24 protein-coding genes and 2 tRNA genes are annotated in these 24,096 nt (G+C 54.4%); 22 read left to right on the forward strand and 4 right to left on the reverse strand.

The features are described from left to right. The first annotated feature begins 12 nt into the window (after positions 1 to 12). Genes K239x_RS25950 through K239x_RS25960 form a run of 3 tightly spaced genes read left to right on the forward strand, consistent with a single transcriptional unit; the run spans position 13 to position 3,997 of the window. Positions 13 to 2,697: a type IV secretory system conjugative DNA transfer family protein gene (locus tag K239x_RS25950; RefSeq protein ID WP_145421199.1), complete on the forward strand. Its 2,685-nt coding sequence runs from the start codon at positions 13 to 15 to the stop codon at positions 2,695 to 2,697. After that, complete coding sequence (locus tag K239x_RS25955; RefSeq protein ID WP_145421200.1) at positions 2,697 to 3,335, forward strand: hypothetical protein; 639 nt, start codon at positions 2,697 to 2,699, stop codon at positions 3,333 to 3,335. Before K239x_RS25950 ends, K239x_RS25955 begins: the two co-directional genes overlap by 1 nt. Before the next feature lie 23 nt (positions 3,336 to 3,358). Further along, complete coding sequence (locus K239x_RS25960) at positions 3,359 to 3,997, forward strand: hypothetical protein (protein ID WP_145421201.1); 639 nt, start codon at positions 3,359 to 3,361, stop codon at positions 3,995 to 3,997. A 69-nt stretch (positions 3,998 to 4,066) separates the two neighbouring features. Here K239x_RS25960 and K239x_RS25965 read toward each other — a convergent pair whose 3' ends face one another. Next, the gene (locus K239x_RS25965) at positions 4,067 to 4,291 is read right to left on the reverse strand and encodes a hypothetical protein (RefSeq protein WP_145421202.1); all 225 of its coding nucleotides are present in this window, start codon (positions 4,289 to 4,291) and stop codon (positions 4,067 to 4,069) included. Between the two features lie 254 nt (positions 4,292 to 4,545). Here K239x_RS25965 and K239x_RS25970 point away from each other — a divergent pair, with 254 nt between their 5' ends. The 6 genes from K239x_RS25970 to K239x_RS25995 all read left to right on the forward strand — a co-directional run bounded on the left by K239x_RS25970 (position 4,546) and on the right by K239x_RS25995 (position 7,058). After that, positions 4,546 to 4,797 carry a hypothetical protein gene (locus K239x_RS25970; protein ID WP_145421203.1) on the forward strand — a complete coding sequence of 84 codons (252 nt, stop codon included), beginning with the start codon at positions 4,546 to 4,548 and terminating at the stop codon, positions 4,795 to 4,797. 103 nt (positions 4,798 to 4,900) lie between these two features. Further along, a complete protein-coding gene (locus K239x_RS25975; RefSeq protein WP_419189406.1) occupies positions 4,901 to 5,137 on the forward strand; it encodes a type I restriction endonuclease subunit M in 237 nt (78 codons plus the stop codon). 191 nt (positions 5,138 to 5,328) lie between these two features. Next, positions 5,329 to 5,571, forward strand: a complete 243-nt coding sequence (locus K239x_RS25980; protein ID WP_145421205.1) for a hypothetical protein — start codon at positions 5,329 to 5,331, stop codon at positions 5,569 to 5,571. Positions 5,572 to 5,645: 74 nt separating this feature from the next. Further along, a complete protein-coding gene (locus tag K239x_RS25985; RefSeq protein WP_419189407.1) occupies positions 5,646 to 5,975 on the forward strand; it encodes a hypothetical protein in 330 nt (109 codons plus the stop codon). Positions 5,976 to 6,219: 244 nt separating this feature from the next. Continuing rightward, on the forward strand, positions 6,220 to 6,783 hold the full coding sequence (locus tag K239x_RS25990; protein ID WP_145421206.1) for an MT-A70 family methyltransferase: 564 nt from the start codon (positions 6,220 to 6,222) through the stop codon (positions 6,781 to 6,783). Between the two features lie 11 nt (positions 6,784 to 6,794). Beyond that, positions 6,795 to 7,058 carry a helix-turn-helix domain-containing protein gene (locus K239x_RS25995; protein WP_145421207.1) on the forward strand — a complete coding sequence of 88 codons (264 nt, stop codon included), beginning with the start codon at positions 6,795 to 6,797 and terminating at the stop codon, positions 7,056 to 7,058. Between the two features lie 99 nt (positions 7,059 to 7,157). On the opposite strand, the gene K239x_RS26000 is transcribed toward K239x_RS25995, so the two are convergent. Both K239x_RS26000 and K239x_RS26005 read right to left on the reverse strand, forming a co-directional pair. Then, positions 7,158 to 8,327 (reverse strand): tyrosine-type recombinase/integrase, encoded by a 1,170-nt coding sequence (locus K239x_RS26000; RefSeq protein ID WP_145421208.1) that lies wholly within the window; start codon positions 8,325 to 8,327, stop codon positions 7,158 to 7,160. Positions 8,328 to 8,527: 200 nt separating this feature from the next. After that, positions 8,528 to 8,601: transfer RNA gene (locus K239x_RS26005), tRNA-Asp, on the reverse strand. A 322-nt stretch (positions 8,602 to 8,923) separates the two neighbouring features. On the opposite strand from K239x_RS26005, the gene K239x_RS28970 reads away from it, so the two are divergent. The 13 genes from K239x_RS28970 (at position 8,924) to K239x_RS26065 (ending at position 22,561) form a co-directional block, all read left to right on the forward strand. Then, a complete protein-coding gene (locus tag K239x_RS28970) occupies positions 8,924 to 9,091 on the forward strand; it encodes a hypothetical protein (RefSeq protein WP_419189408.1) in 168 nt (55 codons plus the stop codon). Positions 9,092 to 9,314: 223 nt separating this feature from the next. After that, the gene (locus K239x_RS26010; RefSeq protein WP_145421209.1) at positions 9,315 to 9,641 is read left to right on the forward strand and encodes a DUF6793 family protein; all 327 of its coding nucleotides are present in this window, start codon (positions 9,315 to 9,317) and stop codon (positions 9,639 to 9,641) included. 236 nt (positions 9,642 to 9,877) lie between these two features. Then, a complete protein-coding gene (locus K239x_RS26015; RefSeq protein ID WP_419189409.1) occupies positions 9,878 to 12,241 on the forward strand; it encodes a hypothetical protein in 2,364 nt (787 codons plus the stop codon). Between the two features lie 26 nt (positions 12,242 to 12,267). Continuing rightward, positions 12,268 to 13,194, forward strand: a complete 927-nt coding sequence (locus K239x_RS26020; RefSeq protein WP_145421211.1) for an ABC transporter ATP-binding protein — start codon at positions 12,268 to 12,270, stop codon at positions 13,192 to 13,194. A 129-nt stretch (positions 13,195 to 13,323) separates the two neighbouring features. Continuing rightward, a tRNA-Ala gene (locus K239x_RS26025) sits at positions 13,324 to 13,396 on the forward strand. A gap of 900 nt (positions 13,397 to 14,296) precedes the next feature. Further along, positions 14,297 to 15,583, forward strand: coding sequence for a zinc metallochaperone GTPase ZigA (gene zigA / locus K239x_RS26030; RefSeq protein WP_145421212.1), 1,287 nt, complete (start codon positions 14,297 to 14,299; stop codon positions 15,581 to 15,583). A gap of 96 nt (positions 15,584 to 15,679) precedes the next feature. After that, positions 15,680 to 16,810, forward strand: coding sequence for an NAD(P)/FAD-dependent oxidoreductase (locus tag K239x_RS26035; RefSeq protein ID WP_145421213.1), 1,131 nt, complete (start codon positions 15,680 to 15,682; stop codon positions 16,808 to 16,810). After that, entirely contained in the window at positions 16,804 to 17,040 is a 237-nt protein-coding gene (locus K239x_RS26040) for a hypothetical protein (RefSeq protein ID WP_145421214.1), read from the forward strand. Before K239x_RS26035 ends, K239x_RS26040 begins: the two co-directional genes overlap by 7 nt. Continuing rightward, positions 17,037 to 17,288: a hypothetical protein gene (locus tag K239x_RS26045; RefSeq protein ID WP_145421215.1), complete on the forward strand. Its 252-nt coding sequence runs from the start codon at positions 17,037 to 17,039 to the stop codon at positions 17,286 to 17,288. The genes K239x_RS26040 and K239x_RS26045 overlap by 4 nt, the downstream gene beginning before the upstream one ends. Positions 17,289 to 17,765: 477 nt before the next feature. After that, entirely contained in the window at positions 17,766 to 18,821 is a 1,056-nt protein-coding gene (locus tag K239x_RS26050; protein ID WP_145421216.1) for a hypothetical protein, read from the forward strand. Between the two features lie 310 nt (positions 18,822 to 19,131). Then, on the forward strand, positions 19,132 to 21,141 hold the full coding sequence (locus K239x_RS26055; protein WP_145421217.1) for a sulfatase: 2,010 nt from the start codon (positions 19,132 to 19,134) through the stop codon (positions 21,139 to 21,141). 155 nt (positions 21,142 to 21,296) lie between these two features. Then, positions 21,297 to 21,722: a DoxX family protein gene (locus K239x_RS26060; protein WP_145421218.1), complete on the forward strand. Its 426-nt coding sequence runs from the start codon at positions 21,297 to 21,299 to the stop codon at positions 21,720 to 21,722. Between the two features lie 104 nt (positions 21,723 to 21,826). Further along, positions 21,827 to 22,561, forward strand: a complete 735-nt coding sequence (locus K239x_RS26065; protein WP_419189410.1) for a DUF4262 domain-containing protein — start codon at positions 21,827 to 21,829, stop codon at positions 22,559 to 22,561. 103 nt (positions 22,562 to 22,664) lie between these two features. Here the strand turns inward: K239x_RS26065 and K239x_RS26070 are convergent, their stop codons facing one another. Beyond that, positions 22,665 to 24,095: a sulfatase gene (locus K239x_RS26070; RefSeq protein WP_419189411.1), complete on the reverse strand. Its 1,431-nt coding sequence runs from the start codon at positions 24,093 to 24,095 to the stop codon at positions 22,665 to 22,667. Between the last annotated feature and the right edge of the window lies 1 nt (position 24,096).

A 24,096-nucleotide genomic window follows, 5' to 3' on the forward strand; every position in this document is an offset into this window, starting at 1 on the left:
AGGAACAATCCCATGCCTAGAAGTGTTTACCGACAATCGCCCGGCAACCCTATCCAGCACCATCTCGTGCCATCTGAGCCGTTGGAGCTGGAATTCGCCTACCACCGAGGCGTCGACAACGACGACGCTAACTTCACCATCAAGGTGTTGCGGGAACTAGTGCTCACCAGTTTTGTGACTTTGCTTTGTTGCTGGATTCCTTTCCTGCTACTCGATGTCACGCTTTTGGCTCTGTTGATCGTAGCAGTCATGGCCTTTCTCGCGTGGAGTAAAACGCGATCGCATCTCGCCATTACTCGCGATATCAGTCTCGCAGTGATTGTTGCAGCGTGGATTTACCAACTGTTCCGGTTGCCCATTGTGATTGATGTCTACGCGGCGTTGACTCTAACGGCACTTGTTGCACGAGAAGTTGTTCGCCATTTCACCTTTGTCGCGACCGTGTCGCCCACCTCAGTTGATGAATCATGGAATACTCGGGATGACCTTTGCTGGCAGACTTTGTTCAGTTGTGTTTTGCTCCTGCCGATCGCGCTCTGCGTGCTGATTCCACAGCACACATCACTCTTGCTGTTGGTTGCGGCTATCGGATGGTTGGCAATGGCTGCGGTCTACTGCCAATCGCCTCAGCAATATGTTCACGGCTGTCTTTCCGCCATCGTGACTTGGTGCAGCTACAACCGAGACGACCAACCGCTCGCAGGTGTTTTGGTAAGTCCCTCGGGAAATTGCCGAAGACGACTGGCGATTCTCACCGTTGCGGTTGTTGTAAACGCTTTCGCGTTCTTTCGAGTGACCGCCATTTCTCAAGCAACCGAGGCGGTAATCGGCTTTGGCCGCATTGCCAACGCAGAAAGCTCGTTTGAAATGCTGTTTAATATTGGCCTGTTTATCGTGCAATGCGGAGCGATGGCACTGCTGCCAGTCATGCTTTTCTTTCTGGCGGTTTTGATCGTCGGGACGCCCGTCTTCGGACGGCTTTCCATTCCGAAGCCAAGTTTTGTTCCGGCCAGCGAGTGGAAGCAAATCACTGACCGCATTCGTTCATCACACAACCCGGTCGAACGTGAAAGCCTATATCTTGGCCGAGTCTCGTACGATCAATCACCATTGCTCGTGCCATCGGAAGTGTTTCGCGAGCATGCTCACTTCCTTGGCGACAGTGGTTCGGGCAAAACGGCTCGCGGACTTTCACCGTTTATTGAACAAGTCGTTGGTGGAGGAAACGCCAGCGTGATGGTGCTCGACCTGAAAGGCGACTCGCCCGAGCTTCTTCAGTCTCTCCGGCAAGGTGCGAGCACGGCCAAAACACTCAACGGCACCGATGTTCCGATTCGCTACTTCACGCAACGGGACGACCAAGCAACCTACGGATTCAATCCGTTCAAGCTCCCGTGTTGGAATCGTCTGACCGGATTGCAAAAGACCGACATCCTATGCGGAGCTTTGGGACTCAACTACGGCAGCGACTATGGCGAGGGCTATTTCAGTTCCGCGAACGCATCGGTTCTCTACGCAACCGTCAGCCACTTTCCAGAGATTGAAAATTTCGAGCAACTTCGCGACAAACTTGCGTATGTCGTCTCTTCGCCGAAGCGACATGGCCTCGATGAAAAATCGAAGGATGCTGGAAACCACGTCAAGATGTCGGTAACGCGTCTGGCATCAATTGCCGCGTTGAACATCACCGATGATTGCACGCCGAACCGAGAGGTTGCCGAAAATTGCGTTGACCCGACGCGATTGTTTCAGCGTCCCGAAGCTCATTACTTCAGTCTGTCCGCAACGCTAGGACCGGGCTCGTCGCCGGAAATTGCCCGGCTGGCCAGCTTCATGCTGCTGACGGCGGCAACGCTCACCGAACGCCAAGTACCTGTCTATCTGGTAGTCGATGAGTTTCAGCGAATGGCTTCGAGAAACCTGGACTATCTTCTGCAACTTGCTCGCAGCATGGGTGTCGCGGTCATCCTAGCGAATCAGTCCATGCAAGACCTGCATCGCTATGACCTGACGTCAACGTTGGAGACAAATTGCCGGTATCGCCAGTGGTTCGCCATCTCCGGTTGGGACGATCAAGATCGCCTCTCCAAGGCGAGCGGTGAAACGATTGACACATTTGAATCAATCGCCGTTTCCAGATCAGTCAACGACCGAGGTGCAACCACCAGCACTTCTCGGACCGTCCGCGACTTTGTCGCACCGCGATTGACAAAGAACGACATCAAATTGGTTAGCGACGACGATCGCAAAAGCGTTGTTCTGATAAACCGTGGGGCGGGCTACGCCCAGTACGGCGGGATGCCCGTCATCATCGAAAGCGACTTTCATATCTCATCCGAGGAATACCAAGAACGCAAAAACACGCCATGGCCCTCGACGGACGTCGGAACGTTTATACCGTCGACTTGGGAGCGACCGCAGAAAGAGATTCCCCATCGCGGACGCAGATCAAGCACGTCTCCCGCCATCTCCAACGAAACGATCTCAATTGGCCCTGCACCGGAATCGCAATCCAAACCTTCGACTACGAAGGCCAAAGCGAAGAAGCAACGTAAGCGAAAGTCGACGAGACGATCAAACGATCAACCGTCTTCGCAAGCCAAGGCAACTGTATCCGAAGCAGTCGGGATGTTCGATCGCTACTTGCAAGATCACCCAATCGATTCATCAGCAACTCTCGCAACGGGAGCCGAGTGATGTTTCAACGAACTTGGACCCGCGCGATTTATAATTTAATGGAAACGCTCACCTGCCGCGTGAGACTGCTTTCGCTTTCCCATATCCACGAGGGCTGGCAGTCACAATTTGGCAGCTCGGAAACGGTCGTCAAAGCAGTTAGGCAATTGGTCGACGCGGGAATAATTGTCGGTGATGTGTGGGCGGTACAGGCTTCGCCGATCGGTCGGCATCCGCTTGCATCCTGGATGCCTCAGCAAGCATCACCCGACTTTGATCGTATTGAAGAACTCGTCAGTTCCAGATGGAACGAGCGATGTGAACCAACGCCCGTTGTTGCTGCAACTCATCACGCGGCGCGACTATTCGGTTCATCGGCTGGTGGGCTACCACCGGTGAACCACCGCAATCACGACTTGCTGCTTTCAGCGGTTTATCTGCGGTATCGAACCACTCAACCAAAACTCGCCTGCACTTGGCTTGGCGAGGAGGCAGTCTCGATGGCAGAACGAGGTGTCAAAAATCCCGACGCATTTCTGTTCGACGAAGTAGGAAGCGTCACCCGCGTGATCGAATCCGCAGGCCGTTACTCGTTGAAACAACTTGAATCCTTCCACCAGCATTGCCAAACCGCTGATCTTCCCTACGAACTCTGGTAGTCGCCTAACCGATGCAAATTCCAATGACCTATCAACAAAACATGATTGACTTTATTAATCGTCACACGATCGCATTGGATCGCTGTTTGCCGATCAAAGACCGTGAACGGGCAATGCTCGCAATCGACCTGCTGGTTCGAGCAGGTCAAGTAAGCGAATGGCATCATGCGAGCGGGCTTCGATACTGGACCGCTGCCAACGCAAAACCACTCTCTGATCCATCGTTGGCACGCGCCTTTGGCATCCTGATGTTTTGTCATAGCTCAGCGTCTCGGTCGCTGGTGACGAAAAACGATCTCGAAAACTACTTCCCGAAGCTATTCCGGCATGGACTTCCTGCAGGTCACTACGTTGATGCAACAGCTCAGTCTCAGCGACTAGGCAATGTCTGTGTCGACACCGGGCAATCGAGAATCAGTCGCATCGTTGACCGCGCACGATGCAGCATCGGGAAGTGCGAACAACAAGCCGGTATCCGTGAACTGATCCGTCGCGGCGAGTTTGAGTTGGCGTGGATTGTTCCAACTCTTCCGAAACAGCGTCGCCTCACCGAGGCCCTTCAACCGTTCGATGCGAGCGGAATCCGTTTAAAAGTCATCGCGATTCCAGATTTGTTGAATGTTGCTGCGCACCTTCCGCAACCCAATTCTGAGTTGAACTGAACACACAATCCCCACGAGGGTTTGAAAACGTCTCTCGGCCCGAGAGCAGAAAAAACAACGGGTAGGTAATCACGTCCGATTGCTTGGCGAACGCTGCAAGTGTTCGTCAATCAAGCGTCGTCTGGAATGAGCCAGCGGCGTCATAAGGAGGTACAGATGAATAAACATCTGTTGGATCGCCTTCAAGGAAAACCGTCCGTAGTGCGTTGGGTTGCTGCGGTCGTATGGATTTGGCCCGTGTACGCGGTCCGCTGTGCCTTGATCGGCATCGTGGCCGGGTTGTGGGTCTATCACGGTCCAAGTTCGTTTGCACTCGTTTGGTCGAGAGCTACGCACATGGAATCGAGACCCAACAAAAAAAGAACGCCGGAGAAGAGTCGAATCGGGAACAGATTGGACGACTTCAACGACGTTCGAGTTCGCGTCAGCGAGCTAACACAGTAGCCGAAGCAATGAGGCTTCGGTTTTAACAATTCGAGTCGGTGGAGACAGGAGGGCCTGCTCCATCGGCTTACCAACAACGTGTGAGTAACACACAAGGAGAAAGCATGGCAAATGCACCGATTAAGCGAATCGCAGTAGGTAACGGCGTTCGAGCTTCCATATGGAAGAACGAATCGAAAAATGGGCCGTGGCTTGGCGTCACGATTACCCGAACCTACCGCGAAGGCGAGGAATACAAGGACTCTCCGTCGTTTCGACGAGACGACTTGTTGTTTGTCGCCAAGGCAGCCGAATTGGCGTTCTCGTGGTGTCTCAAGCAGGCGGAAATCGCCAAACGAGAGGCAAACCAAGAGTAACGGATTATCAATCCGCCGGTGGGTGCAACCCACCGGCTTCACGGATGAAAACGCCATGAAGGATGTTGACCAACTAGAACGCTTCCCACTCGGAAGAATCGTGATGACCAAAGGTGTCCACCTTTCAATTGCAACTGACCAACTGGTGGTCGCATTGCTTAGGCACGCCAAAGGTGACTGGGGTGATGTCTGTGATGAAGACCGGCACACAAACGAAGAGTCGCTAACGCGTGGCTTTCGACTGTTGTCGGAGTACCGAAGCTTGGATAACACCAAGTTTTGGATCATCTCAGAAGCAGACCGCTCCTGCACCACGATTCTTTTGCCGGAAGAGTACTAGGTCGCTACATCGGTTTTAGTCGTTCAAGGAACGACATGGGTTTTACCCACGGTTTTGCCGGGCTGACTTACTTCAGCCCGGCTCTTTTCCAAGTTGCTTCGCTCTGACAGCCATCTGTCAGAGAGGGGCAACCTAACCGGAGAGTTTGCATCGCCCCTGTCACCAGCAAACTCTCTTTCTGGAGAAGCACAATGATTAAGAAAGTTTATTTGAAGTTCCTGATTCGCTTTGTCATCCCCGACGAAATTCTCGAATCGCTCAGTCTCAATTTTGTGAACTGCGTGAGTAAAGGAATGCGAAACGAAGACGAGTACCACAGATGTATCCAGCAAAGCCTGAAAGTTGCCTGTCAATGGCTCTCTACGGCACAAAAGTCTGGTTGGAAGCCCGTGATCATGGGTATGGCTGACGAACACAATCGTGATCGTTCTTAGCGAATGAACTAAATCCAATGCGTGGGGAGAGTGATAGCTCTCCACGCATCTTTTACTCGAAGGCAAAAAACAGCATGTCAAACACACCAATCAAGCCATACGTCGTAGCCGGAGCCGAGAGCTTATCGGCCTCGCTTTTCAAGACCGAAGACGAAGTCAACGGTTTTGAGTATCGCTTCAACATTACTCGGCTGGATTCGCAATCAGCTTCCATTAGCCATTGGTTACGCCCTGATGACATAGTTGCACTGTTGAAATTGACCCGTCTGCTCGCCGCTGAACTGGACTTCGACGGATGCATCGACTTCAAATTGCGACTCACACTCCGAGGTGTCGCTGACCTCATTGATCAAATGCTTGTTGATTTGGCATCAGCCGATTCACCAGGAGCAAACCGATCATGAGAACCAAGCTCGTCCATGAAATCCGTCAAGGGCTACTTGTCGTCCGCATACGAAGGGCAAAGTCCCGTGCCACAGTTCGTCACATGCTCTCAATTCACCGACTCTACAAAAACGGCGATTTGTGGCACGAGTCCACTCGGTTCGGACAGGATGACATACCGTTCATTCGCTTCCTGCTCGATGAAGCTCACACATGGATGATCGAGCAAGAAAGCGACTCAATGGCAGAAACGGAGGGCGTCAAATGATTGACCCTGCCCCAGGCATTGTCGGCAATCTCGACGCACTGATTGAAAGTCAGCATCGGTTCAGCACCGTCTATGCAGATCCACCTTGGTCATATTCCAACAGGGCATCTCGCGGTGCCGCTGACAATCACTACACAACTTTGCAGCTCGATGAGATTTGCGCGGAACCCGTCGAGCAGCTCGTCACTGAAAATGCTCACTTGCACTTATGGACGACGAATGCATTTCTTCGTGAAGCATTCGATGTAATGGAAGCGTGGGGATTCAATTTCAAGTCGTGCTTGGTTTGGATAAAACCACAGCTCGGCATGGGCAACTACTGGCGAGTGTCACACGAATTTCTCTTGCTTGGCGTTCGCGGTAGTTTGCCATTCACTGACAAATCCTGCCGAAGTTGGCTGCTACATCGCCGAACGCAGCACAGCCGAAAACCATTCGCTGTTCGTGAACTGATCGAGCGGGTCAGTCCGGGGCCTTACCTCGAACTCTACGGTCGGGAAGAGCAGCCCAGAACACAGTGGACTGTCTACGGAAACCAAGTTGAGCGGCGTCTTTTCTAAACGGGTCTGCAATGAAAGAAGACGAAAGCGAACCGAGCCGAATGCTGACGGTCACAGATGTTGCCCAATGGCTCAGTGTGTCGAGCAGCTTGGTTTACCAGTTGGTCGAATCCGGAAAGCTGCCGGTGTATCGGATCGGCAACGGACGTGGAGCCATTCGCTTCCAACCACACGACATCAACCAATACATCGAAAGTTGTCGTTCAGAATCCTCACAGCCACCATCCCCTCGCCGCAAGCTCCGCCCCAACTTGAGGCACATCCGGCTCGACTAGCTTCATCAGAGGCGACCGAAAGGTTGCTTCCCAACCCTGCCCGGCTGCCACCGGGCGGGGTTCTTATTCTCGCTCACGTCGCCGACCCACACTGAGCGTCTAGTTGTCCGTAGCTCGTATAGCCTGTTCCAGCATGTGGTCAGGACTATGTGAGAGGTGCTGATACACTCGTGCCAGCATCGCGGGATCACGGTGTCCCATCAGCAAGGCGACGGTCAGTGCGTCAACGCCACTTTTCAAAGCGTTGGTTGCCCAAGAATGCCGAAGCGAATAGAGCGAATAGCGAGGGGCGGCAGCGTATGCCATCTTGCGAAAAAGTTTTTGCTTTGCTTCACAACGAAGCTCAGCCGCCGTTTTGACTCTTTCGACACCCTTTGTCCGCCTCGTTTTTTTCAACCTCTTGATGCGTTTTGCGATCTCGTCATCGGTTGGCTCTTTGCCAGCGGACTTCAACGCTGCTTTGCCCATCCGAATTCTGACTCGATCGACGGCACAGTTGATCGAGTCTTTCGTCCAAGGGTTGCCACGTGTGTTGCGGAATAGTTCGCCACCATTGGATTCAGCGAGCAGGCGTTTGGTGATGGCCAATGCCTGATCGTCCAAGTAAACAACACGAGGGGCACGTTTCCCCTTTGATTTATTTTGAGGAAATACCCAACGAGCTTGGCCAAGCTCAACGTACCGATCCATCAATCGCAGCGATTCTTGGGGGCGACAACCTGTGTGATAGGTCGTCACGAGCAAGTCACGCACCGGCCCATCGGGGACGTGAACCAGCATCGCGTTAAATTCGTCGGGAGGAATGAAGACTTCCCGCCGCTCAGGCGATGGGACCTCCATGTCTTTGAGCGGACTTGATTGGATGTAACCTTGCTTCACCGCCCATTTCAGGCACGTCTTGATCGACCTGAAATAGTTGTGCTTGGTTGTGACGGCCAAATCGTACTGTCCAACCCACTGTTCGACGTGGAATGGGCGGAGTTGGGAAACCGTTATCTCGGGATATTGGGTGACAAACCGCTGCAAACGATGGCGGTACCACTCGAACGTGTCCGGTGCCCGGTTCTTGTGAACCCAATCGAGAAACGAATCGATGATTGCAACGACCGATTCGGGGGAGACATGTTCAGCACGTGGCTGACTCATCATCTGGTGGTATTGGCGAAACGCTTCATCGCGATCAGGGCCAAGATTGATTTGCTTGCGGTCAATCTGAACGTACCAGAGACCACGAGCCTTCTTGTAGAACGGCTTCGGGAAATGAGCCATAACGAACCTCTTTCTGTATCCAAGGGAATGGGAAACATCAGAGGCGACAGAAAGGTTCGTTCTGCGTCACGCGGTTGGCTGCCACCAAACCGCTCGACGCGTGTCATCATACCAAAGTTCTCGGACAACTTCTCGGACAGAACAAATTCTGAGAGAAAACCGAAATTCACCAACCCAGCAAATTGCTGAGTGAAACAAAGCGACGCGGACGGGACTCGAACCCGCAACCTCCGGATCGACAGTCCGGGGCTCTAACCAATTGAGCTACCGCGCCAAATGTGCTGGCTAAAAATTAGCCACTTGTGCGTTAGCGTCACTTGTGAGGGCAGATTATATCGCTGGCTTGATAGCTGGCAAGTGGATCAGGAAGCAAAGTATTTGTCTGGCCGGCAATGCGGTCGACTAGCCTGCGGTTTGCAGCGAATGCGCCGATCTTGAGGGGTAAAGGCACGTGCATTCCCCCATTTTATGGGTTCGATGACAGGACAATTCTCCCACTTGGGCTGGGCGGACCTAGGTTTTCCTACAGCTGATAGAGGTCCGTCGCCTCTTATTGAGCGTCCAATCCCGACAATTCCCTGCTCGTCAGGCTCGTCATGCAAATCACCTTTTTTATCGCCTCACTCGGCTCCTACGCCCGTTCGATCCTCAACGAATTGATGACGGTTTTTAACCAAATGAATTCGCTCCAGTGGGGTATCGTCTCGGCCTGCGCCGTCGCATTCGGCTTTTTGTGTCTCAAAGGCACTGGCGTCAATCGCTAGCGTCCCGGCCGTCGCAAACGCCCCAAATCTTCGGTTGACCGTTCTGTAGGCGACCGGATATCTGTAAGGGGAGTGACAACGACATAGAAACCCGATTAGGCTCGAACGATGATTCGGCCTCTTCAGGCTAAGTCATTGTTGAACCTTCGCCGCTCTGCCAACCGCATTTTGGGTTGCGGCAGAGAATTTGCCCCATCCGCTGGCCCTTCGCAGGAGAGATTCGATGCCTCTGTTTGAGATCGAAACTGATTCGCACATCATCATTACTTGGGCCACGGACGAAGACGCTGCACGCGAAGTCGTCGCAGATGCTTATCCGACCGACCAAATCGCACGCCTGACCAAACGCCCGCGAGATACCTGGGTGATCAGCAAAGGCGCGTTGGGACTGACCAGCCCGAATCTGAACCCGTGCACGGTCGCCCGCGATTGCCTGAGCCGATCGGCCGGCGACAAAGTCAACGCGATTCGCTTGTACCGAATGGAAACGGGTAGCGATCTGGAACAGGCACGCAAAGCCATCGAATCCAATATGGTCATGGGCTGGTAAATAACCGTCGCCCCCGACAATTCTCTTCAGGCAACCGTTTTGCAGCAAGCAAGCGATTCGCTGCGCAAGGTGCTCGTTCTGCAACCCCCACCCTGCGTCAAAGTGGCGTACAATGCTTGGCTGTCAGAGCTTAGCTGTCAGACGGTCACTTCACCTGTCGCCTAGTCAGTCGATCAGCCCTGGCACTCCGCCGATCGCTTGTCCGACTCAGTAAGCCACTCATCTAGTAATCGCCGATGCTGCGAGTCCGCCTCATTCTTCTACTCCTCTGCTTACCGTTAGTGGTCGGTTGCGAGGGCTGTCGTCAGGACGTTGCGCCCCCGGAACAAGACAAAGAAGAAGAGCCGCTTCAGGAATTTTCATCCAAGCCGGCTTTGTCTTATCCAGCCGATTCCAACTTGGGCGGAAACGGCATCAAACCTGGGCACTGGATGACGGCAGCTCAAACACTCAAGAGCAACAAAGCCGACGCGCGCGGCGAATTATTGACTCAGTCATCCGTGGTCAAATCGGATGATTTAGGTGGCGGCGGCATCACCAATCAGCAAGACGGAATCCAAAGCCTGCGACCGATCGTGTTACCCAAAGGTCAGCAGCGTCGATTCGATGTCCGGCTACTAACACCCAAACCGTCTTCGATCGAACAACGAAAACTCTACCTGAGCAGTCGGTTTGTCTCGGCAGGACGATCGACCTCGTTTGATACCGGACGGCAACCGTTTAACGTCATGATCGGCCAAGAGTATTTCTTCGTGATCTTGACCAACCGGCCCGAACGCTTTGCCGCCTTCCAAGTTGCCGACTGGGTCAAACCACTTCGCGGCCAATACGAATTCCAAACCGCCAAGCCGAACTATCGGGTCGTAATGCCCAATACCGAAAACGTGCTGGCGATCCCGGAGACGATGCTTGATCTGAGCAGCACCGCGGTCGTTCTGTGGGACAACCTTGGTCCAGAATCACTGACGCCGCAACAGATGACAGCCTTGTCGGATTGGGTGCGATTCGGCGGACACTTGATCGTCAACGGTGCCGACGCCAGCGATGCGATTTCAAAAACTCAGATCGGCGACCTACTACCGCTGATTCCCACCAGCAACATCGAACTGGATCCCGACGCAGCCGTGGAAATGCTGACCAACTGGCAAGTCAAAACGGATCGTACCACCAAAGCAAAAATCGAATCGATTCGCAGCCAAACCGGTCGCATTGCCGTCGATGGAAAACTGGTCGACGGCGCCGAAGCGGTTCCCAATTCGGGCAACTTGATCGTTCAGCGACGCATCGGGCTTGGCCGTGTCGTGCAGCCCCGATTCGATGTCACCGGCGACTGGCTCCAGGACTGGGATTCGTACAACAGCTTTGTCAATTCGGTTTTGCTGATGCGGCCGCGTCGAGAGATGATCGAATCTCGCGACCCCGACGCCGAATCGATGTTTTCGCAGCTGTACGCTGACTACGGCACAACGGCCAGCGATGCGGCGTTTAATACCCACTTTCGCCTCACCGCGCGCGATGCTGTTTTGGCGGTCTCAAAGGACGGCAAATCACTGGCTGTCAAACAAACTCACGCGATGGATCCGTATACGTTCAGCAGTCCCGTCACCGGCATTGGCGCGTGGACTGACGACAGCGATGCGGTTTCGCTGTGTCAAGAAATCCTGCGAGAAGAATCCGGCATCGAAATCCCCGACTCGTCCTTGGTTGTCCGGTCGTTGGGCTATTACTTGCTGCTGCTGGTCCCGATCAACTACCTTTTCTTTCGACTCATAGGCAAACTGGAATACGCTTGGCTGGCGGTTCCCTTCATCGCAATCGGCGGCGCGATTTGGGTTGCCCGGGCAGCCAGATTGGACATCGGGTTCGCACGCAGCCAGACCGAACTCGCGATCCTGGAATTACAGCCCGAGTACCAGCGGGGGCACCTGTCACGAGTGATCGCCATCTACAACTCACTTTCAAGCACCTACGATTTCGACTTCAAAACATACGATGCCGCCGCGATGCCAATGATCGACAGCCGGTCGTCGGATGATTCGATCGAAGGCTGTACGTTTAAAACATCCTTTGGAGAAGGCCCGACGCTGAGTGGCATTTCGGTCGGAAGCAATCGCATCCGTCTGGTCCACTGCGAACAGATGATCGACCTCGGCGGCGCGATAACTCGCAATCAAAACGAACTGCTCAATGGCACCAAGCAAGAACTCTACGATGCCTTTGTCTTGACCAAATCACCGACCGGGGAGCTTCAGATCGCATCGGTCGGAATGGTGCCTGCGCAGTCGAGTGCGGCCCTGAAATTTGACTCGAGCAGCGAGGTTTCGGTATCCGATGAGCTACCCATGCAAGCCGCGCGCTTGATCAAGCGGCTGGCGTCACCTGTCATCATGCCGCCAGGCTCATCGCGTCTGGTGGCTCGCATCGACAACACGATGTCGGACCTGACCATCACCCCCGCCGCCAATCAAACCGCTGCTCAGACGATCGTGCTAGCGCATTTAGAACACGCGCCACTGCCGATCCCCCAGCCTGATGTGAATCTGTTGTCGGATTTTCGTCGCGTTCAGACCGGACAACCGTCGACCAACGACGACGAGTAAACGACCAAGCTTAGGAGACCTACTGCGTGATCACACTAACGGGCTTTGGAAAAGACTATGGCGAATTCACGGCCGTGGACAGCATCGATTTGCAAATCGACGCAGGCGAGACCTTTGGGTTCATCGGTCCCAACGGCGCTGGCAAAAGTACCACCATTCGTTTTCTAGCAACGCTGCTGCGCGCCAGTCGCGGCAGCGGTGTCGTGGCCGGTTGCGATGTGATGGGCGACCCAGTCGGCGTTCGGCAAAACGTTGGTTACATGCCCGACAACTTTGGCGTTTACGACGGCATGCGAGTGTGGGAGTTTTTGGACTTCTTTGCCGTCGCCTATCGCATTGGACGCACGGAGCGAAAACAGATCATTGACAACGTCTTGGAGCTGTTGGATCTGACCCACAAACGCGACGATTTCGTCAACGGACTTTCGCGAGGTATGAAACAGCGGCTGTGCCTTGCCAAGACCTTGGTCCACGACCCACCGGTCCTGATCTTGGATGAACCAGCGTCGGGTCTGGATCCCAGAGCCCGTGTCGAAGTCAAAGCGTTGCTAAAAGAGCTTCGCAAGATGGGCAAAACGATCCTGATCAGCAGCCACATTCTGACCGAGCTGGCGGATTGCTGTACGTCGATCGGCATTATCGAACGCGGCCAGCTTTTGATGCACGGCCCCATCGACAGCGTGTACAGCCAAATTCGGCGAAATCGCATCGTCGAAATCCAGTTCACCTCCGGCGACGAAGCCGGGCTATCGATCCTACGCAGCAGCCCGCATTTACGGAGCCTGGAAATCGAACCCACACGAGTCGTAGCAGAACTGGAGACAGATGACGAAGGGTTGGCCGAATTAATGGAGCATTTGATCAACGAAGGCGTCCGAATGAAATCCTTCAACGACCGCGATCCAACGCTCGAAGATGTCTTTATGACGGTCACGAAGGGCTTAGTCACCTAGCAAGTGAGTTAGGGGGCGGAACACGCCATCTTTTTCGCCACTTGACGAAATCAGGCCCTACCTGCTACTTTTTTGCCTCAGGCAACCTGCGGCACCATTGGTCAGCGAGTAGTCAAAAGAGAATCACCCGGGGGATTAGCTCAGTTGGGAGAGCGACGCGCTGGCAGCGCGTAGGTCATCGGTTCAAGTCCGTTATCCTCCACTTCCTAAAACAAGAGCCGCCGATCAAATGCGATCGGCGGCTTTTTTCGTGCGTTGATCTCCATCAACACCAACGCTTTACGGCGTTTCGTGATTCAAGCCGACCGGTGGGGACAAGTGCATGGGTCGGATTTGATCTGAAATCCGTCCCACCGAAGAGACAACCGTTGCAATCTATTGGAGCAACAGTGCCACTACCACGGAATTAGTCGCTGGGCCGGTACAGTTCTGCCTCACGCCAAGAAAGTGGCAGCAGGTGTCCGCAAAACATGACTTCCGTGAATTGCCCAAATCGCTTGCTGACCGAACTGCTTCTCTTGTTCAGCTCGATCTCCTCCATACACGCAGATTGCCGCAAGCTGCGCATCTATAGCGGGGAGGCGAATCGTCGTTTTGCTCGGCCGCGACCACGCGATCAAGGTTGCGAAACACCGCTCGTCAGTCCAATCGATGATTCGACCGACGAGCGGTTACTTCAGTGTGGGAAAGACAGGGATTCCGATTTCCGAAGCAACAGCGACGTCGCCACGTGCAGGCGTGGCTAGCAATCCAACTGATTGAATCGCTTGCTTTGCCCGTCTCCAGGGGTTGGCTTTGAAGTGATCCAAGTTGCTCGGTGACACTAGGAATGCGAAACAGGATGCAACGATTTGCACCATTCACGTTAGATCGCTATTGCACCAGCAACGCGAACAGAATCGTGGGGGGCGAGGTGGTCTCCAAGAGCAGTTGACAAAAACCAACACCGCACCCCTTTCTGCAATGCTTATGCATGTGTATTGTTTATGCATATCGATCGCGGCACACGAAATGGAAACGAACACCTGTGATCCAGAGCAAACGGCCCCACAACCGCTCCCCGGTACTCGCCACGTTTCCCCCACCCTATAAAGATAAATTCATGCAAACCAAAGAGACGCCATCGATGCGATCTCGCTTGCCGGTCACGGTACTTAGCGGATTCCTTGGTGCTGGCAAAACAACCCTTCTGAACCATATCCTTGCCAATCGGAGCGGATTGCGAGTTGCCGTCATCGTTAATGACATGAGCGAGGTCAATATCGACGCGGCTCTGGTCCGTGACGGAGATGCGGATTTATCGCGCACCGAAGAACAGCTTGTCGAAATGTCGAACGGTTGTATCTGCTGCACGCTGCGAGAGGATCTGCTCGTTGAAGTCGCGAGGCTGGCTCGTGAAGGAAGATTCGACTATCTGTTGATCGAGTCGACCGGAATTAGCGAACCGTTACCTGTTGCAGAAACGTTTTCTTTCGAGGATGAGGATGGGAACAGCCTGTCGCTGTTGGCCGATTTGGATACGATGGTCACCGTCGTCGATGCTGGAAACTTCATGAAAGACTTCGGCTCGTGGGATGACCTGACGGATCGGCGTCTCGGCATCAACGACGAAGACGAACGTAACGTTGTGGACTTGCTGGTCGATCAAATCGAGTTTGCCAACGTCATCATCATTAACAAGACGGATCTGGTTTCGCCCTACGATTTGCAGCAACTAGAGCAAATCATTCGGCGATTGAATCCAAACGCCAATGTCTTGCACGCCCGTGAAAGTCGCGTGCCATTGGAGGAAGTCGTGGGGACGGGTCGGTTCCAACTCTGTGAAGCAGAGTCGTCTCCTGGCTGGATGGCGGTACCGCGCGGCGAAGAGGAAACCGAGACGGAGGAGTTTGGTATCGGTCACTTTGTTTATCGTCGCGACCGGCCGTTTCATCCGCAGCGAATCATGCAAGTCCTTGACGATGACATGGAAGAGGGCGGCCTCCTTTCGGGCGTGCTCCGTAGCAAAGGACTGATGTGGATTGCTTCGCGGAACGAATGGGCCTACGACTGGTCACAAGCTGGTTGTTCGATCCGAATGGAGCCTGCGGGTTTCTGGTGGGCCGCTGCGCCTGATGACGAGTGGCCTCAAGACGCGGAATCGATCGCAGAGATCGAATCAAAACTAACGGGACCGCACGGTGATCGACACCAGGAACTGGTGTTTATTGGCCAGGGCATGAACGAGTCTCGCATGACCGAAATCCTGGATCGTTGCCTTGTGACAGATCTGGAATTTGTCCAGGGCCCTGGGTTCTGGGCAAACTTTGAAGACCCGCTTCCGCCGATTGAATTCGAAATGGAAGACGAAGAGTCACCAGAGCAAGCGTCGCTGAAAGTTGGGCGATAGGTCGCTGGCTTTCTGCGGTACAGATCGCTCTGACATTGTTAGTGTCCGCGTTCGTGATGGATGCCGTTTTCACTCAATCAAAACAAGGATTATCAAATGAGTTTGCCTGGGAAGACCGAGACATACGATGTGGTCGTGATTGGTGGCGGCGCTGCGGGTGTTGGCGTTTCAGTGGCTCTGAAACAGGCCGGTGTCGAGAATTTTGTTGTGCTTGAGCGAGAGACGGTTGGTGCATCTTTCGCCAAGTGGCCTGCCGAGACTCGATTCATCACTCCCTCGTTTCCGAGCAACTCGATCGGGATGCTTGACTTGAATTCGATCGCAATTGGCGTCTCGCCTGCGTACAGCCTGGAAGTCGAGCATCCGACTGGCCAAGAGTACGCGTCGCATCTGCGCGGAGTCGCTCAGTTTTTTGAGCTGCCCGTCAAGCCAGATACAGACGTACTCCGTGTCTCAAAGGTGGGCGACGAGTTCCGCGTTGACACGGCCGATGAGACACTCCGGGCAAAGCACGTCATCTGGGCCGCGGGCGAGTTTCAATACCCACGCTTGAATGGTTTTGCCGGAAGCGAATTGTGTCGACACACCGCGACGGTCGCCAGCTACGAAGAACTGGACGGAGACGACTTCATCATTATCGGCGGCTACGAAAGTGGTGTCGACGCGGCATACCACCTGTCGTATCGCGACAAACATGTCCGTCTGTTCGACAAAGCCAGTCCCTGGAAAGACGAGAGTTCCGATCCCAGCGTCGCGTTATCGACCTATTCACTTGAACGGACTCGCGAAGACTGGTTTGAGGAATTCGTTGAGCTGTTACCACACACACCGATCGCATCCGTATCACGAGTCGATGACGAGTACGAGGTCAAGGCTGTGGACGGACGATGTTTTCGGACGTCGACGCAGCCGTTGTTTGCAGGCGGGTTCGAGGGCAGTTGCCAAAGGGTGGCGGATTTGTTCGCACAGCGAGAGGATGGCTTTCCGCTGTTAAGTGAAAACGATGAATCGACGACGGTGCCAGGAATGTTCCTCTGCGGGCCAGCGGTGCGTCACGAGAACCACGTTTTCTGCTTTATCTACAAGTATCGCCAGAGATTCGCCGTCGTCGCGAAAGCGCTTGCCACTTCGCTGGGGCTGCCAGCAGAAGAACTGGAAACGTATCGCAAATGGGGCATGTATCTGGACGATCTGTCGTGCTGCGGGGAGGAGTGTGCGTCATGTTAACCGACAATGTCCAAGCTAACGTCACATCGAATCGGACACCTAGCCGGCTGGAAAGGATGCTGCGTATCGAATGGCTCGGCCAAACGATCGCGAGCCTTTGCTGGATCGGAAGCGTGTTGGCTTATGGGATCAGCTCCAACGGCGATTGGCTGCAATTGCTTGCCGCTTCGGCTTGGTTGACCGCAAATATCAGTGCAATCGCAGCGAACGAGGTCGAGTCCAAGCCATGAAAGAAGGTGACGACGATTTCCCAAGCTCTTACGACCAATGGCGACACTGCATTGAAGTGAAGTGCGGGATCAAGTTAACGCGAAGTTACGTGGACAATCGATTGGCGGAATTACAGAACGGAAAGCATGTAAAAACGAAAGGCTTTGCAAGCCTCTACGGACCCGATCATCTTCAGCGAACGATCCAGTGGTTCCAGCGTGCGGCCGACGAATTGCCGGACGATACGAGAGGGCCTCGCAATGCCTAAACGATCGCGATTACGATTACGCCAGGCTCGCTCAAATCCTGAACGAAGAACTCGCGCCGGCCAGGGATGGTGCCTGCTATGCCCTGACTTTTTTGGATTCTCAGTTGACTGGTTTGCAGTAAATCCGATAGGGAAGATACGTGGCGCATCCGATTGCATTTGAATGGGCTGGTGCGACGTCACATGTTTTTAGCAGCGGGTCTTACCTTGTCTTCGAACAGTGCTTCTAACCTAACTTTTGCGTCCAGTGGAACCGGGTGGCCGGCCGCATCCCGGCTTTGCGACCTCTCGCGCGTTCGGCGAACTCTGCTTTTTCTCGTCGTCATCGTTGTCTGTTGGGCGACTGAGCCCGCCGCATGCCCCTTTTGTTCTGCACTCCCACATACCCTAAGCGATGACCTGGAAGAATCGGCCGCAGCAGTAGTTGCACGTTGCGAAGCTGCGTCGATGGGAGCCGATGGTGTTCGCATCTGTCGGATGCGTATCACGGAAGTCGTCAAAGGAGATGCATCACTCAATGCATCGGTTGTGGAGCTCGAATCGGCTATTGAGCGTTCTGAGGATGCTGTTTTTTGGCTCGTAGGATTCGGCAAATCGAACGTTCAATGGGCTCCCCCCACGCGCATTTCAGCCGAGGCCGTCTCGTATCTTCAAGGCCTAAGCAAGGTTCCCGTAAAAGGGCCGCGCCGCCTGGAGCACTTCCTGGATTTCCTTCAGCACTCGGATCAGTTTGTCGTGGCTGACGCGTACAACGAGTTCGCAGAAGCGTCTTCGGAAGACATCGCTGCTATAAAAAACAAACTGGATCGCAGATGGGTAATCGCTCAACTTCGCGACAAGTCAGCGCCAACACATCGCCGTCGTCTTTGCTGGACGTTCTTGAGCCAGTGTGGGACGGCGGCTGACGCAAGCCTGTTTGATGAAGCGATTCGCAAACGCGATGTCGACCCCGGATTCGAACCTAGCATGGACGCTGCAATCGCCTGTTTCATCACACTTGGTGGCGAACAAGCATTGGCTCGTATTGAGCGAGACTACTTAGCAAGCCCCGGTGCCAATTATGCGGATTCCTATGCGGCGATCAATGCGATTCGTGTTCACGGTACAGACTTAAACGTAATGCCCCGTGCGAGACTGGCAACGGCGTTGCGTCTCGTACTGAACCGCCCGGCACTGGCCGACTTAGTCATTCCTGATTTGGCGCGATGGAAAGACTGGTCTGCCATCGACCGCATAGTAGAGCTATTCGAGCTACCGACGCAAGAGACTGGTGTCTTGAAACCAGTCGCGGTTCGCTACCTTAAAACATGCCCGCTCCCGGCCGCATCCAAAGCACTCGACCGGCTCAGGACCATCGACCCCAGCGCAGTGCAGCTGGCCGAATCGTCAATGATGTTTCACTCTGGCTTAGCGACCATTCCCGTGCCACCGCCCGATGACACCTTGCCGAACACGGGAGAATCGAATCTACCAAGTGTTGCGGAGAAGATGGATGACTCGCGCGATGCCAATGAATTTTCGACTCGGAAATAGTCCCCTCTGCGGTTTCTTGTGTACAGCGTGACAGACAACCACCGCAGTTGAAAATCAATCGTTCTGTCAAATTGACAAGTGATCGCGTGGACGGTCCAGCATGGCGAACAAGTCGCTCTACCTGTGGGAAAGCGGGCGACGCAGGGCTGGAAGTTCAACCGTGCTGGCTGCCTTGTCAAATCACTTCTAATTCACCTGTGAAATCGCGGCATGGCAGTTTCCATGATGCTAAACAATCGATCATGCTCCCTCTGGTCCCACGTTGGAACACGCACAGGGGCCGGCCTACCTTGCTGCAGAAAACCGTACAATGGTTTTTCATTTGCCTTGGAAGACCACCGTCCATTTTTCTCCCCTGCCGGCCTTTATGTGCATTGCGTTCCGATCAGCTGTTTTCTGTTTGTGTGCCCTGTCGCTAGGCATAGCGAACTGTGATGCGACCGAAGCGAAACCCAACGTCGTTTTTATTCTGGCCGACGATCTGGGGTGGAGCGACACGACGCTGTTTGGCACGACGAAATTTTATCAGACGCCGAACATTCAGCGTCTGGCCCAACGCGGAATGACTTTTACGCGTGCTTACTCATCCAGCCCGCTGTGTTCGCCGACGCGGGCAAGTGTTCTGACGGGGCTGAGTCCAGCGCGCCACGGCATCACTTCACCCACCTGCCATCTCCCCAAAGTGATTCTGACTCCACAGATTCCCGCCACTGGTCCGCCGAACAAGTTTTCGACGATCCCTGAATCGGTTTCGCGACTTGACACCCGGCACTACACGCTGGGTGAGATGTTTCGCGACCAGGGTTATGCCACCGGGCACTTTGGGAAATGGCATCTGGGGCCAGAACCCTATTCGCCACTGGAACACGGATTCGACGTCGACGTTCCGCACCATCCTGGACCAGGGCCCGCCGGCAGCTACGTCGCGCCGTGGAAATTCAAGGACTTTGATCATGACCCGCTGATTCCGGATGAGCATCTGGAGGACCGCATGGCCAAAGAAGCCGTCGCGTTCATGGAGCAGCACGCGGATCAGCCGTTCTTTTTGAATTACTGGATGTTCAGCGTTCACGCACCGTTCGACGCCAAACGGGACTTGATCCAAGAGTACGCTAAGAAGGTCGACCCAACCAATCCGCAACGTAGCCCGACCTACGCCGCCATGATCCAAAGCATGGATGATGCAGTGGGTGTTTTGATCGATACGCTTGATCGTTTGGAGATCGCCGACAACACGATCATTGTGTTTGCGTCGGACAACGGCGGGAACATGTACAACCTTGTCGACGGAGGAACAGCGACCAGCAACGCGCCGCTCAAAGGCGGCAAGGCGACTATGTACGAAGGCGGTGTGCGTGGTCCTGCGATCGTGGTTCAGCCGGGCAAGATCGACGCCGATTCACAAAGCGACCAAATCATTCAGAGCAGTGATTACTATCCGACGCTGCTAGAAATGCTGTCCATCTCGGCAGAACCAGGCCAAGCATTTGACGGCATAAGTATCGCTCCCGCGTTGCAGGGCAAACCGCTTGATCGGAAAGCCATTTTTACGTACTTCCCACATGCCCCTGGCGTTCCCGACTGGTTGCCGCCATCGGTCAGCGTTCATCAAGGCGAATGGAAATTGATTCGCATCTTCCACGGCGGGCCGGGAACAACACATCGCTACCAACTCTTTAACCTTCGAGAAGACATTGGTGAGCAAACGAACCTTGCCCAGCAGTTTCCAGATCGAGTAAGCCAGCTTGATGCGCTCATCGAGAAGCATCTGGTCGATACCGCGGCCGTTCGGCCAATGCCCAATCCCAGGTTTGACCCAACCAAGTACGACGCCGCGCAAGAAGGCAAGGCAGAACTGAAGGGCGGCGCAAATGGGCCCAAAAAAGGATCGGCAAAACCGCCACGTAAATTGGCAGCGATGCCGGTCGCTGGCTGGCAACCCGGCGGGACCTGCCAACTTTCCGTGGTGGACGGTGTGCTGCGGGTCGAAAGCACAGGGAAAGACCCCTACTTGAGTTTTCAGTTGCCCGAGACTGTCAACGCAGGCGCATTGACGTTGCACGTCCGCATGAAAACGAATTCGTCGGGTCCAGCCCAAGTGTTTTGGAAACCGGTCAAAAGCCCTTTTGCTGCCGAGCGCAGCAAACTTTTCAAGGTGAAGCATGACAACCAGGTTCATGAGTACGCGGTGAAACTGGATGCCGAAAAGCCTGTCCAAAGCGTGCGAATCGATCCTGCGAAAGACACCGGAACGATGGAAATATCTGCAATGCGATTGAACAGAAACGACGGCACGACGATTCACCAGTGGAGTTTCTAAAGCACCGAAACGCGGATCCACGGTGGCTGCGAAACAGGCGTTCTCAAAAACCGTTTGGCGAAAGCCAAGCGATGTCGCTTGAACGCTGCAAGCCGTCGCAAGCGGCAGACGCAGTCAATTTCCATCCCTCAAGATTCCTTGCCGAAAACCGATCCATGCCGTCGATCAAAACCGTCTCGAAGTACTTGTTGGCGAGCTTTATGGTGGGTGCTGGCGTCACGCACTTCGCCAGTCCGGAGTTCTTTCTGCGCATCATGCCACCTTACCTGCCACTGCACGAGGAACTGGTGATGATCAGTGGCGTCTGCGAGATCGTGTTGGGAGTGATCCTGATGGTCCCGACAACCTCTCGGCTGGCTGCTTGGGGAATCATCGCCCTACTGATTGCGGTGTTCCCGGCCAACCTGCATGTCTACCAGAACCAAAACTTGATGCCCGCGCCTGCGCTGGTCCACCTGCTACGGTTGCCACTGCAAGGCGTGTTCATTCTGTGGGCATTTTGGCACACAGGATCACGCAGAACAGACTTAGACAATACGCACAGCAAAGCGGAATCCGAAACCGCCAACAGATCGAGCTGAAATGGCGACAGAGTGCATCGCAGAAAATCGTCGATGTTATCGATTCGGTCGAACTGATGTTCAGTCGTCATCGGATTGATACAACCTGAATAGGAAACTCAAGCGTGGTCCGCACGAAACCCGACGATGAATCCGATCGCAAACTATTGGCCGATGTCGTCGACCATGGCTGGCACCTAGTCGGCATTGACGACGATGACGAAGGCCCGGCATACGTGTTCTCTGTGGGCCTGTTTCACACACTGGGCCACCCTGAGATCTGCCTATTTGGGCTAGGCAGCACAACGACCATGAGCCAGATCATCAACGGCATCGGTGACTTGATCAAATCCGGTCAAACGTTCGAGGACTGGCACGAAAGCGGGGAAATCTTGGATGGCTACGCATGCATGTTTCGCAGCGTGAACCCAAGTCTGTACCGCGAGTACTTTGGCTACGATCTCTGGTTTTACGAAGGCCCCGACTTTCCCATGCTGCAGTGTGTCTGGCCGGACCGCCAACACAACTATCCGTGGAACGCTGAATTTAACTCGCAGCCGCAGCCCGTTTTAGCATCGACGTCGGCATGGCAGTTCAAAGAAGCCAAGAACCTGGGCGTCCTGACAACCATTCGCGTCGTCGAGGCGGGCGAGCCTGTCTTGCTAGTGACACATGATGAAGATGGCGACTGGCAATTTCTGTGCGGAACCACCAACGACCCCAAACAGGGTCGACTGGTCGGCTTAGATGCCATCGTCGACCAGCATCCCTCGGTGGTTGAACTAGCAGACTTGCCGATGGGCTGGCGAGCAGAACGTGAAGCTCCCGGCAAACCGTGGCGACGACAGAAGCAAACTTGACGCACAATTCATTTGCCCCGGATTCCGCGTGCTGGTCGTGATCAACGCAGTACGGACCGAGTATCAGCATCGTTCAATGCTCACCGCAATAGAGCACTGCCGACTACAAGTCCCCGTCGCGTCCCATCAGTCGATGGAGCTCTTGGGCCAAACCATTGGCCGAGTCAGTTTGCGTTTCCGCTACATTCGCGTTTTCGCCGGGATCAGTATCGTGGCGATACAGCATCTGCGACGTTTGCTTTCCCTTTTTGTTGGTGTACTCGGTAAAGCGAAACGCATCGGTTCGGATCGTATCACCATTTTGAAAGCGACCGACGACTGCCGATTTCCACGCAGCATCCTGGCTCTTAATCAACGGGACCAGGCTGTTGCCATGCAAGTGCGCGGGCAACGATAGCCCTGCGAGTTCGCAGAGGGTCGGGTACAAATCGATGGACTCAACGAGGTTCGGCCTGCGTTGGCCGCCTTGGATGCCTGGCGCCCTCACGATCAACGGAATTTGCATGGAAGTTTCATAACAAGAATGCTTGCACCAGAGTGTGTGTTCGCCAAGGTTCCAGCCGTGGTCACCCCACAATACGACGACCGTGTTCTGGGAAAGCTCCAGGCGGTCGAGTTCGTCCAGGACTTTGCCGATCATGGCATCCGTGTAACTGACGCACGCGTAATAACCATGGATCAGGTTGCGTGCGGCTTCCTCGGAAACCGGTCCCTTTGCTGGGATTCCCGCGTAAGCACGTAGTTCGCCAGAACTGTGAATCGATTCTTTGGGCGCATCTCTGGGCGAGTGGTAGTTGGCAGGAAGCCGAATGTCCTGGTGGTCGTAGAGGTCCCAGTATTTTTTGGGTGCGACAAAGGGCAGGTGCGGTTTGAGAAATCCGACGGCCAACAAAAATGGCTGATCTTGGTCTTTCAATCGCTTGAGATCCGCCATCGCACGCTCGGCGATCACTCCATCCGTGTAAGCATTGTCCGCCACGTCTGCCGATTCCCATGCCGGGCCTCGTGTGCGGTTTCCCAGTTGCTGGCGTTTGCGATGCAGTACTTGGTTTTCTGAACGCTGATAAGACGACACTCCTTTTGGTCTCCACGCTGGTTTGGACCAGCCGTCCGCATTGTCTTTGATGTTGTGGAATACTTTTCCGAGCGAAACAGTGTGGTAGCCGTTGTGTTTGAAATGAGTGTGATAGGGCACGATGCCAGGAGCGTCGTTTTCGGCGATCGTCAAAAAGCTAACGAACCGTTTTCGAGCGGGCCGAAGTCCCGTCATCAGACTTGCGCGTGATGCTCCGCATGTCGGCACCATGCAGTAAGCTCGTTCAAACAAGACACCGGTCTTCGCAAGCCGATCAATGTTTGGCGATTGAATGTGCTGTTTTCCGTAACATCCAAGCTCCGGCCGTAGATCGTCGACCGCGATGAACAAAACGTTCGGGCGGTCAGCAGCACTGGCCTGTGCGCCGCCCAGTAAAGCGGCCATGGCAAAACCAACGCCCCCCAGCATGACGAGCACTGCAAACTGTATTCGGTTCATC

The organism is Stieleria marina, assembly GCA_007741555.1.
In the GTDB taxonomy this organism is placed as follows: domain Bacteria; phylum Planctomycetota; class Planctomycetia; order Pirellulales; family Pirellulaceae; genus K23-9.

What these genes read in the sequence shown, in the direction of transcription:
- K239x_RS25950 (WP_145421199.1), top strand. Translation starts at nt 13, where the DNA reads ATGCCTAGAAGTGTTTACCGACAATCGCCCGGCAACCCTATCCAGCAC.
- K239x_RS25955 (WP_145421200.1), top strand. Translation starts at nt 2,697, where the DNA reads ATGTTTCAACGAACTTGGACCCGCGCGATTTATAATTTAATGGAAACG.
- K239x_RS25960 (WP_145421201.1), top strand. Translation starts at nt 3,359, where the DNA reads ATGACCTATCAACAAAACATGATTGACTTTATTAATCGTCACACGATC.
- K239x_RS25970 (WP_145421203.1), top strand. Translation starts at nt 4,546, where the DNA reads ATGGCAAATGCACCGATTAAGCGAATCGCAGTAGGTAACGGCGTTCGA.
- K239x_RS25975 (WP_419189406.1), top strand. Translation starts at nt 4,901, where the DNA reads ATGACCAAAGGTGTCCACCTTTCAATTGCAACTGACCAACTGGTGGTC.
- K239x_RS25980 (WP_145421205.1), top strand. Translation starts at nt 5,329, where the DNA reads ATGATTAAGAAAGTTTATTTGAAGTTCCTGATTCGCTTTGTCATCCCC.
- K239x_RS25985 (WP_419189407.1), top strand. Translation starts at nt 5,646, where the DNA reads ATGTCAAACACACCAATCAAGCCATACGTCGTAGCCGGAGCCGAGAGC.
- K239x_RS25990 (WP_145421206.1), top strand. Translation starts at nt 6,220, where the DNA reads ATGATTGACCCTGCCCCAGGCATTGTCGGCAATCTCGACGCACTGATT.
- K239x_RS25995 (WP_145421207.1), top strand. Translation starts at nt 6,795, where the DNA reads ATGAAAGAAGACGAAAGCGAACCGAGCCGAATGCTGACGGTCACAGAT.
- K239x_RS26000 (WP_145421208.1), bottom strand. Translation starts at nt 8,327, where the DNA reads ATGGCTCATTTCCCGAAGCCGTTCTACAAGAAGGCTCGTGGTCTCTGG.
- K239x_RS28970 (WP_419189408.1), top strand. Translation starts at nt 8,924, where the DNA reads ATGCAAATCACCTTTTTTATCGCCTCACTCGGCTCCTACGCCCGTTCG.
- K239x_RS26010 (WP_145421209.1), top strand. Translation starts at nt 9,315, where the DNA reads ATGCCTCTGTTTGAGATCGAAACTGATTCGCACATCATCATTACTTGG.
- K239x_RS26015 (WP_419189409.1), top strand. Translation starts at nt 9,878, where the DNA reads ATGCTGCGAGTCCGCCTCATTCTTCTACTCCTCTGCTTACCGTTAGTG.
- zigA (WP_145421212.1), top strand. Translation starts at nt 14,297, where the DNA reads ATGCAAACCAAAGAGACGCCATCGATGCGATCTCGCTTGCCGGTCACG.
- K239x_RS26035 (WP_145421213.1), top strand. Translation starts at nt 15,680, where the DNA reads ATGAGTTTGCCTGGGAAGACCGAGACATACGATGTGGTCGTGATTGGT.
- K239x_RS26040 (WP_145421214.1), top strand. Translation starts at nt 16,804, where the DNA reads ATGTTAACCGACAATGTCCAAGCTAACGTCACATCGAATCGGACACCT.
- K239x_RS26045 (WP_145421215.1), top strand. Translation starts at nt 17,037, where the DNA reads ATGAAAGAAGGTGACGACGATTTCCCAAGCTCTTACGACCAATGGCGA.
- K239x_RS26050 (WP_145421216.1), top strand. Translation starts at nt 17,766, where the DNA reads ATGCGTATCACGGAAGTCGTCAAAGGAGATGCATCACTCAATGCATCG.
- K239x_RS26055 (WP_145421217.1), top strand. Translation starts at nt 19,132, where the DNA reads ATGGTTTTTCATTTGCCTTGGAAGACCACCGTCCATTTTTCTCCCCTG.
- K239x_RS26060 (WP_145421218.1), top strand. Translation starts at nt 21,297, where the DNA reads ATGCCGTCGATCAAAACCGTCTCGAAGTACTTGTTGGCGAGCTTTATG.
- K239x_RS26070 (WP_419189411.1), bottom strand. Translation starts at nt 24,095, where the DNA reads ATGAACCGAATACAGTTTGCAGTGCTCGTCATGCTGGGGGGCGTTGGT.